Here is a 13,188-nt window from a genome sequence, read left to right as displayed (position 1 = left end):
TCGCCGGCGACGGCGGTCACGCCGCGCGGCAGTGCCGCCGGCCTCCGCCTTCGGACGATGGCGATCGGGTCGTGTCCCCTGCGTGCGGCCTCGTCGACGACGCGCGAACCGACCATTCCGGCGGCTCCGACCACGGCGATCTTCATCGAGTTGCCCCTTCCGGTACGAGTTGGGCGCCCGGGTGGCGCGGGCGGGTCGGCGCGGGTAGCTGCCCCGCGACGATTGCGGCCAGTGCGAGCCCGAAGCCGAGAAGCTCGATCGGGCCGAGCGTCTGATCGAGCAGGACGGCACCGAGCAGCGCGGCGACCAGCGGCGACAGCAGACCGAGGACGGCGACGGAGGTCACCGGCAGCGCGATGACGCCACGGAACCACAGCACATACGCGCACAGGCCGCCGACCAGTCCCAGCCAGAGGTAGCCGAGAACAGCGGGCGGGTCGATCGCTGGTGGCGGTCCTTCGACGAGGAAGGTGACGGGCACCAGGAAGAGACCGCCCGCGCTGAGCTGCCAACCGGCGAAGGCCATCGGGCTCACCCCGGCGGGACGTTGCCAACGCTTGGTGAGGGTCACCCCGAGCGCCATCGTGGCCGCGCCGAGGAGGCCGGCCACGATCCCCACGGCGTCGAACGTGGCATTCGGTCCGATCACCACCAGGCCGACGCCCAGCACCCCGGTGACGCCCCAGACGGCGCGCCAGACGGAGAATCCCTCCCGCAGGAGCGTCGCGGCCAGGACGGCGACGACGAGCGGCTGCACCGCCCCCAGGGTCGCCGCGACGCCTCCCGGCAGCCGCTCGGCCGCGACGAAGAGCAACGGGAAGAAGAGCCCGATGTTCAGTATGCCGAGCGTCGCCGCTTTCCCCCACCACGCGCCGCTCGGCAGCGTACGGGTGAACGCCAGCGCCACCAGTCCGGCGGGCAACGCGCGCAGGAGTCCGGCGAACAACGGGTGGCCGGGCGGAAGAAGCTCGGTGGTGACGACGTAGGTGGTGCCCCAGGCCAGCGGAGCGAGCGCGGTCAGTGCGGTACGCGGCAGGTTGCTGGAGAAGCCGGCTCCGCCGACGGGTCTCTGCGCTCCGGAACGTGTCATGTCAGAAGTCTCGCCGCGCGCTCATTGATGAGTCCAATGCATGTTTGTCATCCGACCGATCTACAGAGAAGATGGATCGGTGGAGCTTCACCAACTGCGCTACGTCCTCGCCGTGGCCGAGACGAGCAGTTTCACCAGGGCCGCCGAACGGTGCCTGGTCGTCCAGTCCGCGTTGAGTCACCAGATCGCGCGGCTGGAACGGGAACTCGGTGCGCGGCTCTTCGAGCGGACCAGCCGCCGGGTGCGGCTGACCCCGGCGGGCGCGGCGTTCCTCCCCGCCGCCCGCCAGTGTCTGGACGCCGCCGAACGCGCGGCCGCCGAGGTCGCGGCGGCGGTGGGAGAGGTACGGGGACGACTGAGGGTGGGTCTGATCCCCACGGTTACGGCCGTCGACATTCCGGCCACCCTCCGCGTGTTCCGCCAGCGGTACCCGTACGTTCGCGTCGGCCTCCGTGTCGGCGGGAGCGACGCACTCGTGGAGCAGGTCAGGCAGGGCGTCATCGACGTGGCGTTCCTGGGGCTGCCGGAAACGGTGCAACCAAAGGGCGTCGACGTGCACGAATTGGCCCGGGACCGGCTCGTCGCCGTGGTCGCCCCGGACCATCCGCTCGCGGAGGAACCGGCAGTCGACCTCGACCGGCTCGCCGCCGAGGTCTTCGTCGACTTTCCGGTGGGCAGCGCCGGGCGGGCCCAGACCGATCAGGCGTTCTCCGCCGCCGGCCTCGCCCGCGACGTCGCGTTCGAAGTGACCGCCGCCGACCTGATGGCCGACCTCGTCGCTGCCGGTCTCGGCGTCGCCATGCTCCCCTCCGCCTACGTGCCACGACTCAATGGGGTGACCACCATTGCGGTCGCCGACGCGCCGGCCCGGGTCGAGCACCTCGTCTGGAGTCGCCTGGGCCGGACCCCCGCGGTAAACGCCTTTCTCGCTGTTCTGAAGATCCCGGGCGGGGCACACCCGGAGCGGCAGCGACCCGGCCGGTAATCACGACCCTGGCGGACGTGCCCGGCGGCTGGCGGTGAATATGTGGCGGACAGGTCGTCCCTGGCGATGATCGAGCGGGGACGCGTCGTCACCATCTCCTCGATCGTCGCCGCAATGGGCTTCCACCGCTTGATCGCGCACCGGGTGACGACTCCCGGGCGGGAGGTATTCACTCATCAGCTGGCCTACGACGTGGGACGACGCGGCCTGACGAGGAACCCAGTGGTACCAAAATGACCAGCGCCTTCGCGTGGCACACGCCCGGAACGCATTAATGGGCGACGTCGATCGATTGCGTCGGAGGTATTGACGAAATGGCGGCGACCATCGCCTACCTACTCCCCCAAACCGCAGCGGGCCCACCAGGTGGGTGGCGATTCCCCCAGCAGATTCGCGGCGGAATCAGATCCCTGCGACTGTTACGAACAGCACGAGAGGTGGGCCGCGTCGGTTCAGGTGGCTGCCCGCCGAGAAATGCGCAGAACAGTTCCTTCGCTCGGCCCGGACCTCACGGTGCTGTGCATTAATGACGCCGCGATCAAATCGTGGCCCGCGCTCACTCCCACGCCTGGGAAAGAGACTCGAAGGTCTCCGGATCAGTGTGACACGGAATAACGCAGACGAGATGGCCGCCCGGGGCCCGCAGGGTTACGCACTCCAGCCAGCGGCCGACCTCGACGGCGCCGTGGGCGATCAGTCGGCGGGCCTCCGCCTCGACGTCGTCGGTCTCGATGTCGACGTGGTAGCGAGCCTGGTCATCCACTGCCTGCACCGCCAGCACCAGCCCGGGCAGTGCGCCGTGCAGGGAGGTGAACTGCTGCTCGTCGGGGACCGTACGGGCAGGCACGCCGAGGGCCTCCGACCAGAAGGCGGCAGCTGCCGGTGCCTCACCTCGGGGTACGTCAATCAGGATCGTCGAGAGTCTGCTGCGATGCGCCACGATCAATCATTATCCACATCCATGCGGAGATTCGCCGCCATCGCATGACGGCCAAATGGGGCAAAGAGGAGCCGTCGCGACCGCCCCGACCAGGTCAGGAAGCAAGCGAACCAGCTCAATGCCGTCCATGCCGGATTCGACGACCCACGGCAGCCGGTCGCCGCCAGCGACTACCCGTAGTAACCGTCGATCCGTAGCGGCACTGGCGCACAGCGGCGACGCCTCGCGGTGGGCCGCCACTTTCACTGACGCCTATTCGTTGATCTTGCCCAACGGGCGGAGATGGCGCTCGATCCCGCCCACTCGCTTGTCACCTGGCGCAATACTCCCGCAAGGCAGCTGAGGCGCGGTGTCCGGGCGGATCCGACGACCACATTGGGCTGGACGTGCGCTGCGGATCCGGCGTAGCATCCTGCTCCAGAGAGATCGTCAAGCGATCGCCGCTGGTGAATGCAGCCAGCGGATCGGGGGGAGTAATGAACTATGCGCTGCCGCTGCAATGCCACTTTTCCTGCGCTGCCATAGCGCCACATCCCTGGATTCTTGCCACTGCGCCAGAGGAATGCGGCGAAACACGATGACAAGGCCAGTGCCGACCTTCACGAGCCTATTGGCGTGATGTCGGCTGGTGCGCGCCAGCCTCGGACCGCACTGCAGGCCGCAACGGCCCGGCAGGCATTCCCGCCTTCACGGTGGTCGGACGGCGATACCAGCAACGCCGCCGGCATCGCACCCGGCGGCGTGTCCAAGGCCGGGAGCCCGCGTCGGTTCCGTCGCTCGTCGGGCCGGCCGGCCGGGCCAGGCGCATCAGCAGCACCTTCGACCGTCTTCTGCACACACGTCGCCCTCACTCCGCCGGGGACGAGGAACGCCCTCGCGCTGCGGTTCACCGAGCCGCGCCGCGGCGTCCCCGCGCTGGCTCAGCCTGCGAGCCGGCGGCACCAGCGGGTGTGAGACGACCGGCCACCTCCCTCCGCACAGCGGCTACGTGCTGGCCGATCCCGATCGCCGGCGCGCCACTGTCCGGAGCGATTGTGCCGACTACTGGAGCAGCAGGTCCGTTGAACGGCCCGATGCACACGGGGCACCAGATGAGAGGGGTTTCGCGAACCGTGGTGACAGTGGATATCTTCGGTCGCTGCCAGTCATACACCGAGAGCCAGGAGGCTCGCGCAGCCAACGTTTACCCGTACTTCATTCCCTTCGAGGGGCACGACGCGACAGTCGCGCAGACACTCGACGGCGACATCCTCATGTGCGGCTCGAACAACTACCTCGGGCTGACCTCCGACCCGCGCGTGAAGGCCGCGGCGCAGGCGGCGATCGAGGAGTACGGCACATCGCGCACGGGCTCGCGCCTGCTCAACGGCAACACACCGCTGCACGACGCACTGGAGCAGGAGCTGGCCGACTTCCTCGGTATGCCGGCGGCACTGGTGTTTCCGACCGGCTACCAGGCGAACGTCGGCGTCATCGCATCCCTGCTGTCGCGTCACGACGTGGTCATCCTCGACCGTGAGGCGCACGCCTCGGTCTACGACGGCTGCGGCATGAGCCGGGCCAAGACGCGACGGTTCGCCCACAACGACATGGACGACCTGGAGCGGCAGTTGGCAGCCAGCCCCTCGGACGCCGGCCGGCTGGTCGTCGTGGACGGGGTGTACTCGATGGCCGGCGACCTGTGCCCGTTGACCGAGGTCGTACGGCTGTGCCGGCAGTACGGGGCCCGCCTGCTCGTCGACGACGCACACGGCATCGGCGTACTGGCCGACGGCCGGGGCACCAGCGCGCACTTCGGCGTCACCGACCAGGTCGACCTCATCACCGTCACCTTCAGCAAGTCGCTGGCGTCGATCGGCGGTGCCGTGGCCGGCCCGGCGGATGTGATCGAGTACCTGCGCCACCACGCGCGCAGCCTCATCTTCAGCGCGTCCGCCCCGCCGGCCAGCCTGGCCGCCGCGTACGCCGCGCTGCGCATCCTGAAGGCGGAGCCGGGGCTGTGCCAGCAGGCGGTGGAGAACGCGTCGTACGTGCGTCGCGAGCTGATGGCCCTTGGCTACGACCCGGTCCCGAGCGAGACGCCGATCGTGTCGGTACGGCTCGACGGCGTACCGCAGACCCTGCTCGCGTGGCGCAACCTGCTGGACCGGGGCGTCTACGTCAACGCGGTCATCCCCCCGGCCGCCTCGCCCCGGCTGCGAGCGAGCTTCTCCACCACGCACACACCGGAGCAGCTCAAGCGCGTCGTCGCCGCGTTCGCCGAGGTCGGCGACCTGATGTCAGTGGAGGACCAATGACCGTCAACCAGCTCGAACCCGCAGTCAGGACCTGGGATCTGGTGGTTGCCTGGGCGCGGATGTGGCGCCTGCACTTCGTGCCCTTCTCGCTGTCGGCAGGTCTGGTCGGCATGACCGCACCGCCGGCCGGGGCCAACGCCGCGAGCATCGTGATCGGGCTGCTGTTCTGCACCCTGGGATACGGCGTCGGCGTGGTCATCAACGACTGGTTCGACCGCGAGGCCGACGCGGTCAACGCTCCGGACCGTCCGTTCGTCACCGGGCTGATCAACCCCCACATCGGCTTGGCGTTGACGCTCACGCTGTCCGCTGCGCTGATGGTGGTGGCGATCGTGGTCGCACCGACGCTGGCGCTGTGGAGCGTCATCGCGATCGGCGGGCACCTGGTCTACTCGTGGACCAAGCGCATCCCCATGCTGGGCAATCTCGTCAACGGCGTCGACATGGCGCTGTTCACGGTGCTCGGCGCCGTGGCCGTCCGACCCGACGCGGGATGGCTCGAGATCCCGGCGGTGACGTGGTTCCAGACGGCACTGGTCGCTGTCACGTTCAGCGGCTTCTGCCTCGTCGGGTACTTCAAGGACATCGAGGGCGACCGGGTCGCCGGCTACCGCACGCTGCCGGTGGCCATCGGCACCAGGGCCTCCAGCCGGATTGCCGTGATATTTCCGGTCGTGGCGGTGATAGCGGCGGGCACCGCCGCCGTGGCGGAGGCCGACAGCGCGAGTGCCTACGCCGAGATCGTCTGCTGGGTGCTGCTCATTGCGTCCGCGCTCGGGTTCACGCAGAGCCTCGTAACACTCAACCGGGCGCCAGAGACCCGGGCGTACGAGGCACTGGTCTGGTTCATCAGGGCGACCACACTGTTCTTCCTGTCGCTCGGCGCGCTGCACCGACCGACGCTCTTCCTCATCGTCGGCGTTCCGATGATGGTCTACCTGGAGCTGACGCTGCGGGCGACCCAGTCCTCCCGGCAGGCGTGACATGACCTCCACCACCCGCAACCGGTTGGCGCTGAGCGCGGCCGAGAGCAGCCTGATCATGGCGATCCGCGAGCGCATGACCCGGTCGCCACGGCAACTCAACAACGCCTTCGAGGCCGACGCCGAACTCCTCGACCTGGGCGCCGCCGGGCTCCTGGCGGTCACCGTCGACACCTTGAACGACGGAGCCGAACTGGCCACCGCCACCACGCCGTACGCGAAGGGCTGGTTGACCACCACCGTCAGCGTGAGCGACCTCGCCGCGGTGGCCGCCGACCCGGTCGCCGTGCTGATCTCCTGCTCGCTGCGCCCGGACAGCTGGACCCTCGAGGAGGCCCGTGAATTCGGGCGCGGCGCATCCGAGGCCGCCGAGCGGTACGGCTGTCACATCGTGGGTGGCGACACCAACTGGGCCAACGAGGAGAGCTTCACCTCGTGCGCCCTGGGAACCGTCCCTCGCGAATCCATCCTGAACCGGATGGGTGCCCGGCCCGGCGACGCGCTGTACGTGACCGGCCCGATCGGAGCCGGCAACGCGGTCGGGTTCCGCGCGCTGGCACTGGGCGGTACGGGCGCGGGCGAACCGTGGCTGCCTGAGGCGCGGGTGACCGCGTGCGAACCGCTGCGCCGCTACGCCCGGGCGTGCATCGACACCAGCGACGGTCTGTTGAGCGCGGCGGTCAGCCTCGCCGAGGTCAACGGGCTGGGGGCGGTGGTGTTCGGCTGCCGCCGAGTGGGGTGAGTTCGAGCTGCTGTACGCGATCGATCCCGCCGACGCCCGGGCGTGCTCCCAGGCGCTCACGCAACAGGGACTGCGTCCGTTTCATGTCGGACACCTCGTCGCCGGTCCGGAGCTGCTGATGGTCGACGAGTCAGGCCAGCGCCGTGAACTGCGAAACCTGCTGACGCGCATGCGCGCACTCGACCCGGCCGGGTCGCTGCTCACCGACCTGCGGGCCCTGCTGGCGGAGGGTTCGTGATGGGGTCGGGTCTCGCTCTGGTGACCGGCGTCACCGGCTGCGTCGGCCGCGCGGTCGCCGCAGCCCTGCGGGACCAGGGCTGGTCGGTACGCGGGCTGGTGCGGGCACCCGCGCCGGACGACGCGACGTACTCGGCCCACCGTGGTGACCTGACCGACCCGGAGTCGCTGCGCGGCTCCTGCACGGACGTCGACCTGGTGGTGCACGCGGCCGCCGATCTGACCGACTGGCGACCCGGCCCACGCATCTGGCAGGTGAACCGGGACGGCACCCGGGCGGTGCTGGACGAGGCGCGGCGCTGCGGCGTCTCCCGATTCGTCTACCTGAGCACCGTCGACGTCTTCGGTTTCCACGCCAGGAAGGTCATCGACGAGGCGTCGCCACGGCGGGTGCCGCGCTACCCGTACCCGCTGTCGAAAGCTGCCGGCGAAGACCTGGCGTGGTCGTACCACGGGAATGGTCTCGATGTCACTGTGGTGTACCCCGCCTGGGTCTTCGGCCCCGGCGACCGCACCTTCCTGCCCGAGCTCGTGCGCGGGCTGCGCGCCAACCAGCTCGTCCAGTTCGACCGTGGGCTACCGCCGATCGAGTTGACGTACAGCGCGAACCTGGCCGACGCGATCGTGCTGGCCGGCACCACTGCCAGCTGCGCCGGCGGCCGGTTCATCGTCGGTGACTCGTACGGCCTGACGTTGGGGCAGCTGTTCGCCTCGGTGGCCGAACGGATCGGGGCACGGCCGCCGACCACCTCGGTCCCCTTCGGCGCTGCCCTGGCCGCGGGGGCCGTGTCCGAACTCGCCGGGATGGCCGGCATCGGCATCAGATCCGGCCGGCCGCTGCTCACCCGTTACGCGGTTCGGTCCGTCGCCGGAGGCATGCGGTACGACGTCGGCCGGATCCGGTCGATCGGCTATTCACCCCGGTACGGCTTCGAGGAGGCGCTGAGCCTCGCCATGGCGGAACTGGAATTGGAGCAGGCGCATGGCAGCCGATGAGAACGACCCGGTCGTCTGCATCACCAACCCCGCGTCCGGTGTCCAGCGCAGGGACACCATCATGCGGCGGATCGCCACGGAACTGCCCGAGGCGCGGTGCTGGTCCACGCGCTATCCCGGGCACGGCATCGCCCTCGGGCGGCAGGCGGTCGAGGACGGGTACGCCACAGTGGTGGCGATCGGCGGCGACGGCACGCTGTCCGAGGTGGCCAACGGGGTGCTGGAGGCGGGCGGGGAGAAGGTGCGGCTGGCGTACGTGCCGGCTGGCACCTGCAACGACTTCGCTCGTGGCCTGCGGCCGGTCACCGACCTCGGTGACCTGCTCGACCGCACCCGCGACCGGGAGACCGACGTCGGAACGGTGACCTTCACCCGGCCCGACGGCACCAGCGGTACTTCCTGGTCAGCTGCACGGTCGGGCTGATCAGCGTGATCGGCCAGCGGTTCACCGAGAAGACACCTGTCAACCGGGTGCTCAAGCGGCTCAACCTCCAGCTCGCCGAGACGGCGTCGAGCATCCGGACGCTGGCCCGCTGGCGGCCGGTGGCGGTGCGGTTGGAACTCGACGGCGAACCGTCGCACCAGAGCATCAGCAATCTCGCCGTGCTCAAGGTGCCGTACTTCGCCGGTGGGCTGACCTTCGGCCGCACGCAACCCCCGCCAGCGGGCTACCTGGACGCGGTGCGGGTGTCGGGTGTCGGCCGCCTCGGCGTGGCCGGGCTGATGTGGCAGGTGTTCCGCGGGGCCGCGGCGGGACATCCGGCGATCCACCGGCAGGAGGTCCGCACCGTGTGCGTCGACGCGGACAGCCCGCTGCCGGTAGAGGTCGACGGCGAGATCGTCGGATACACCCCGGCCGAGTTTTCGATACATCCGTCCTGCCTGACGACGGTGGTATGAACCCAGCGAGGGAGCGACACGTGAGTGCCCCGACCATGTTCCACATCGGACTCGTGGTTCCCGACTACACCGGCCAACTCAGCCCGATGGCCACGCTCGGCAGAGAACTGCTCCGGCGGGGCCACCGGGTCACCCTGATCTCCCTGCCGGACGCCGGAACGAAGTCGTTCACGGCCAGGTTCGCCTTCGCACCGATCGGCGAGCGCGAGTTTCCGGTGGGCTCACTGGCGCGCTTCTCCGAGGAGCAGGGTCGGCTGACCGGCCTGGCCGCGGTGCGTTTCATCGTCCGGGGGTACGTGCGCGAGGTCGAGGTTCTGCTGCGGGACCTGCCGGTCCTGGTGCAGCGGCACGGCATCGACGCGCTGCTGGTGGACCAGGTCTACGGCGCCGGCAACACCGTCGGGGACCACCTCGACATTCCGGTCGTGAACGTGTGCAACGCGCTGGCGCTGAACACCGAACCCGGTGTGCCGCCGTTCATGACGGCGTGGCCGTACCATCCCTCGCCGCTCGCGCGGGTGCGCAACATGGTGGGCGACCAGGTGATCGCCTGGGTCATCCGGCCGGTGCTGCAACGGATCAACGACCGTCGTGCCGCGTGGGGCCTGCCGCTGATCAAAAGTGTGAACGACGGCTCGGATCTGGCCCAGATCACCCAACAGCCGCCGTTCTTCGACTTCCCCCGCACCCGCCTGCCGGACTCGTTCCACTACACCGGGCCGTTCCACGACGAGGACAGCACCGAGCCGGTGTCGTTCCCGTGGGAGCAGCTCGACGACCGCCCGTTGATCTACGCGTCGATGGGCACCCTCCAGAACCGCCTCCCGCACATATTCGAGGCGATCGCCACGGCCTGTGCCGGGCTCGACGCGCAACTGGTCATCTCCCTCGGCAGCACCGACGTCGAACCGCCGACCGGCCTTGCCGGAAACCCGATAGTGGTCCGGTACGCGCCCCAGCTCGATCTGCTGGCACGGGCGTCTCTCGTCATCACGCACGCCGGCATCAACACCACACTGGAAGCGCTCGCCCATGGCGTGCCGATGGTCGCGCTGCCCGTGGGCAACGACCAACCGGGCGTGGCCGCCCGACTCACGTACCTCGGCGCCGGCGAGTTCATCCCGGTGCACAAGGTGACTCCGGCGCGGCTGCGGGCGGCCATCGACACGGTGAGCGGCGACCCCGCCTACCGGGCGAAGGCGCAGCACTACAAACGCCGGATCGCGGAGTTGGACGGCGTACGACGGGCGGCCGACATCGCCGAGGAGGCGTTCCGGACACGCCGCCCGGTACGCCGACAGGAGATGTCCGAAACGACGGAAGGTGGCCGCCGATGACCCCGCAGGCGGGACGGATGGCCCGGCAACTGCCGACCCTCAACGGTCTGCGGGGGCTCGCCGCGGTCACTGTCTTCTTCTCGCACACGACGTTGTTCGGCTTCTTCGCCGACGAGCGGATCGACGACTGGTGGTACCTCGCTCTCAGCCGTACCGGCTCCGCCGCGCTCGGCTTCTTCTTCATCCTCAGCGGTTTCGTCCTGACCTGGTCGGCTCCCGACCACGAGCCGAATCGCCGGTTCTGGCGCCGCCGGGCCGCCCGGATCCTGCCGAACCACCTGGTCGTCTGCGCCGTGTTCATCCTCCTACTGATCCTGGTACGGGGCGGCGCGCCGCTGTGGCCGACGGTGGCGAACCTCGCGTTGGTGCAGAGCTGGATCCCGAACGAGTTCATCTTCAACGGGGTCAATCCGCCGAGCTGGTCGCTGAGTTGTGAAATCTTCTTCTACGCGTCGTTCCCGTGGGTGCTCGCCGGCATCCGACGGCTCAACGCCACCTGGCTCTGGTCGCTCGCGGGTGGCATCGTCGCCGCGATGCTCCTCGCGCCCGCCTTCTCCCTGGCGTTTCTTCCGGCCGAGCCGACGTACACCTACGCGGACGCGGCATTTCCGCAGTTCTGGTTCGTCCAACAGTTTCCGTTGATCCGGATGCTGGACTTCGTCCTCGGAATCGTCATCGCCCAGCTCGTCATGCGGGGGCTGTGGATCAGGCTGAGCCTGCCCGGCGCCGCACTTGTCACGCTGGCCTTCTACGGCGTCTCCGAGGTCGTTCCGCTGCTCTACTCGGTCGTCGCGGCGATGGTCATCCCGCTCGCGTTGCTGGTGGCCGCCGCGGCCCGGGCGGACGTCGAGGGGCACCGCTCACCGCTGCGCGGGCGGGTCACCGGCTGGCTGGGCGACACGTCCTTCGCCTTCTACCTCCTGCACATCCTGGTGTTGTACGGCGCCGCCAACATGGCTCCGAACGGCTTCGGCGTCGCCGCCGCGCTCGCCGTGATGATCGGTGCCTACCTGGTGACCCTCGGCCTGGCCTCGCTGCTTCACGTCGGCGTGGAACGGCCGATGATGCGCCGGTTCGCCAAGCCCCGCAAACCGGCGGCTGCCCCTGCGGCCGCCGCTACGCCAGCCGCTGAACCGCTGCCCGTCGCGACGGGTGACGGGACGCGGGTCACGTAGCGACAGTCGGACCCGGAACCGAACGGTGCCCTGGCTGATCCGGTCCGGATCAGCCAGGGCATCAGGTCACCTGACGGTCAGCGTGGCCCGGACCGCGCCGGCCGGACGCAGCGTGACCATTGGTACGACCTCCAGCCGCTCGCCACGCGTGTCGACCCGGTATCGGGTGAGCAACGCGCTCAGCAGGACGGTCATCTCCAGCAGCGCGAAGTGTTCGCCGATGCAACTGCGCGGGCCGCCACCGAATGGGAAGTAGGCGTAGCGCGGTCGGTCCTGCTGCCCGAGGAACCGGTCCGGCGCGAAGCGCTCCGGGTCGGGCCAGAATTCCGGATGCCGGTGCGTGACCCAGGGGGCGACCACCACCTTGGTATTGGCCGGAATGCGGTGTCCGGAAACCACGACGTCGGTTTCGGCCATCCGCTCCATGCTGTACACGGGCGGGTACAGCCGCATGCCTTCCATGATCGCAGCCCGCACCAGCTCCTGGTCGCCGGTGCCGGCCGCGGCCGCGACCCGTTCCTGCACCTCCTGGTGCTGACCCAGCAGGTGCATGGTGAAGGCCAACCCGGCCGAGGTCGTCTCGTGCCCGGCGAGCAGGAACACGAGCATCTGGTCGCGGATCTCCTCCATGGACAGGGTCTGCCCGGTCTCCGGATCCTTGGCCGCGAACAGCCGGCTGAGCATGTCCTCGGTCTCCTCGCCGCCGGTTCGCTGCCGGGCGGCGATGATGCGGTCGATGATGTCGTACTGGGTCGCGCGGACCTGCGTGATCCGGCGCGACCGTGGAGTCGGCCAGCTCAGCGGCAGCTTGACGACCTGTAGGGCGCGTGCCAGTGCCAGGTCGCCAAGGATGGGCATGAGCTCCTGTAGCCGGGGAACGACCTCGTCGATGTCGTCACCGAACAGCGCCCGGCCGACCACCCGCATCGTGTAGCGCTGCATGACCTGGTAGAGGTCCACGACGGACCCGGCGGTGACCGCCATGTCGTCGACGACGCGGACCGCCTCCTCGGCCATCAGCTCGGTGTAGCGGGCCACCCGGCGCGGCGTGAACAGCGGTTGCAGCGTCCGCCGCTGATGCAGCCAGCGGTCTCCGTCGCTGGTCAGCAGGCCCTCACCGATGAACTCCCGAAGGATTTCGTACGCGCTCGCGCGACGGCTGAAGACCTGGGGCGTGGTGAGGACCTGGTGGATGCCGTCCGGGTGGTGCACGTTCACCACGTCGACGCTGACGGCGCGTGGCCCCCGTGGCAGCCCGACGTGGTAGGCCACCACGTCGCCGTACCTGTGGAAGCCGTTCAGGATCGATCCCAGCAGGTCCTGGCGGAGTTCCGGCAACATGCCGAGGAGCGGATGCCCGGTCGGACCCGGTACGGCGGTGGCCTTGGACAACTGTGTCGTCACGGTGATCCCCGTTCAGTCGATCGACGGACGTCGACTATATTTCCACGCGCCGTACCCCTTTTTCAGCACAGAATCCCGGCAGCCGGCAGCGATGGTTGTCAC

At 69.3% G+C, this 13,188-nt stretch carries 12 protein-coding genes; 9 read left to right on the top strand and 3 right to left on the bottom strand.

Annotated features, from left to right (window positions below):
• Window positions 1-142 precede the first annotated feature (142 nt).
• Window positions 143-1,090 carry an EamA family transporter gene (locus KBX53_RS06885; RefSeq protein ID WP_210858179.1) on the bottom strand — a complete coding sequence of 316 codons (948 nt, stop codon included), beginning with the start codon at window positions 1,088-1,090 and terminating at the stop codon, window positions 143-145.
• 79 nt (window positions 1,091-1,169) lie between these two features.
• On the opposite strand from KBX53_RS06885, the gene KBX53_RS06880 reads away from it, so the two are divergent.
• Window positions 1,170-2,075 (top strand): LysR family transcriptional regulator, encoded by a 906-nt coding sequence (locus KBX53_RS06880; protein ID WP_210858178.1) that lies wholly within the window; start codon window positions 1,170-1,172, stop codon window positions 2,073-2,075.
• Between the two features lie 556 nt (window positions 2,076-2,631).
• Here the strand turns inward: KBX53_RS06880 and KBX53_RS06875 are convergent.
• The gene (locus KBX53_RS06875; RefSeq protein ID WP_030328428.1) at window positions 2,632-3,015 is read right to left on the bottom strand and encodes a VOC family protein; all 384 of its coding nucleotides are present in this window, start codon (window positions 3,013-3,015) and stop codon (window positions 2,632-2,634) included.
• A gap of 1,121 nt (window positions 3,016-4,136) precedes the next feature.
• Here KBX53_RS06875 and KBX53_RS06870 point away from each other — a divergent pair.
• The 8 genes from KBX53_RS06870 to KBX53_RS06835 all read left to right on the top strand — a co-directional run bounded on the left by KBX53_RS06870 (window position 4,137) and on the right by KBX53_RS06835 (window position 11,682).
• On the top strand, window positions 4,137-5,312 hold the full coding sequence (locus KBX53_RS06870; protein ID WP_030328429.1) for an aminotransferase class I/II-fold pyridoxal phosphate-dependent enzyme: 1,176 nt from the start codon (window positions 4,137-4,139) through the stop codon (window positions 5,310-5,312).
• Entirely contained in the window at window positions 5,309-6,295 is a 987-nt protein-coding gene (locus tag KBX53_RS06865; RefSeq protein WP_210858177.1) for a UbiA family prenyltransferase, read from the top strand. The genes KBX53_RS06870 and KBX53_RS06865 overlap by 4 nt, the downstream gene beginning before the upstream one ends.
• 1 nt (window position 6,296) lies before the next feature.
• Window positions 6,297-7,037: a thiamine-monophosphate kinase gene (locus KBX53_RS06860; RefSeq protein WP_210858176.1), complete on the top strand. Its 741-nt coding sequence runs from the start codon at window positions 6,297-6,299 to the stop codon at window positions 7,035-7,037.
• A gap of 237 nt (window positions 7,038-7,274) precedes the next feature.
• Window positions 7,275-8,270, top strand: a complete 996-nt coding sequence (locus KBX53_RS06855; protein WP_247675218.1) for an NAD(P)-dependent oxidoreductase — start codon at window positions 7,275-7,277, stop codon at window positions 8,268-8,270.
• Window positions 8,257-8,694 carry a diacylglycerol kinase family protein gene (locus KBX53_RS06850; RefSeq protein ID WP_210858174.1) on the top strand — a complete coding sequence of 146 codons (438 nt, stop codon included), beginning with the start codon at window positions 8,257-8,259 and terminating at the stop codon, window positions 8,692-8,694. Before KBX53_RS06855 ends, KBX53_RS06850 begins: the two co-directional genes overlap by 14 nt.
• A gap of 5 nt (window positions 8,695-8,699) precedes the next feature.
• The gene (locus tag KBX53_RS06845) at window positions 8,700-9,170 is read left to right on the top strand and encodes a diacylglycerol kinase family protein (protein WP_210858173.1); all 471 of its coding nucleotides are present in this window, start codon (window positions 8,700-8,702) and stop codon (window positions 9,168-9,170) included.
• 20 nt (window positions 9,171-9,190) lie between these two features.
• Window positions 9,191-10,507 carry a glycosyltransferase gene (locus KBX53_RS06840; protein ID WP_210858172.1) on the top strand — a complete coding sequence of 439 codons (1,317 nt, stop codon included), beginning with the start codon at window positions 9,191-9,193 and terminating at the stop codon, window positions 10,505-10,507.
• Entirely contained in the window at window positions 10,504-11,682 is a 1,179-nt protein-coding gene (locus tag KBX53_RS06835; RefSeq protein WP_210858171.1) for an acyltransferase, read from the top strand. Before KBX53_RS06840 ends, KBX53_RS06835 begins: the two co-directional genes overlap by 4 nt.
• Window positions 11,683-11,748: 66 nt before the next feature.
• Here the strand turns inward: KBX53_RS06835 and KBX53_RS06830 are convergent, their stop codons facing one another.
• Window positions 11,749-13,086 carry a cytochrome P450 gene (locus KBX53_RS06830; protein ID WP_210858170.1) on the bottom strand — a complete coding sequence of 446 codons (1,338 nt, stop codon included), beginning with the start codon at window positions 13,084-13,086 and terminating at the stop codon, window positions 11,749-11,751.
• Window positions 13,087-13,188: the final 102 nt, after the last annotated feature.

Origin of the sequence: Micromonospora sp. M51, from assembly GCF_018070305.1 — a bacterium.
Lineage (GTDB): Bacteria > Actinomycetota > Actinomycetes > Mycobacteriales > Micromonosporaceae > Micromonospora > Micromonospora parva.
Note: the sequence above shows the minus strand (reverse complement) of the source record. Positions and strands in the feature narration are given on the sequence as shown.

Excerpts from the sequence above, each read along its gene's own strand:
- KBX53_RS06860 (WP_210858176.1), top strand. The coding sequence starts at position 6,297 with ATGACCTCCACCACCCGCAACCGGTTGGCGCTGAGCGCGGCCGAGAGC.
- KBX53_RS06865 (WP_210858177.1), top strand. The coding sequence starts at position 5,309 with ATGACCGTCAACCAGCTCGAACCCGCAGTCAGGACCTGGGATCTGGTG.
- KBX53_RS06850 (WP_210858174.1), top strand. The coding sequence starts at position 8,257 with ATGGCAGCCGATGAGAACGACCCGGTCGTCTGCATCACCAACCCCGCG.
- KBX53_RS06855 (WP_247675218.1), top strand. The coding sequence starts at position 7,275 with ATGGGGTCGGGTCTCGCTCTGGTGACCGGCGTCACCGGCTGCGTCGGC.
- KBX53_RS06835 (WP_210858171.1), top strand. The coding sequence starts at position 10,504 with ATGACCCCGCAGGCGGGACGGATGGCCCGGCAACTGCCGACCCTCAAC.
- KBX53_RS06885 (WP_210858179.1), bottom strand. The coding sequence starts at position 1,090 with ATGACACGTTCCGGAGCGCAGAGACCCGTCGGCGGAGCCGGCTTCTCC.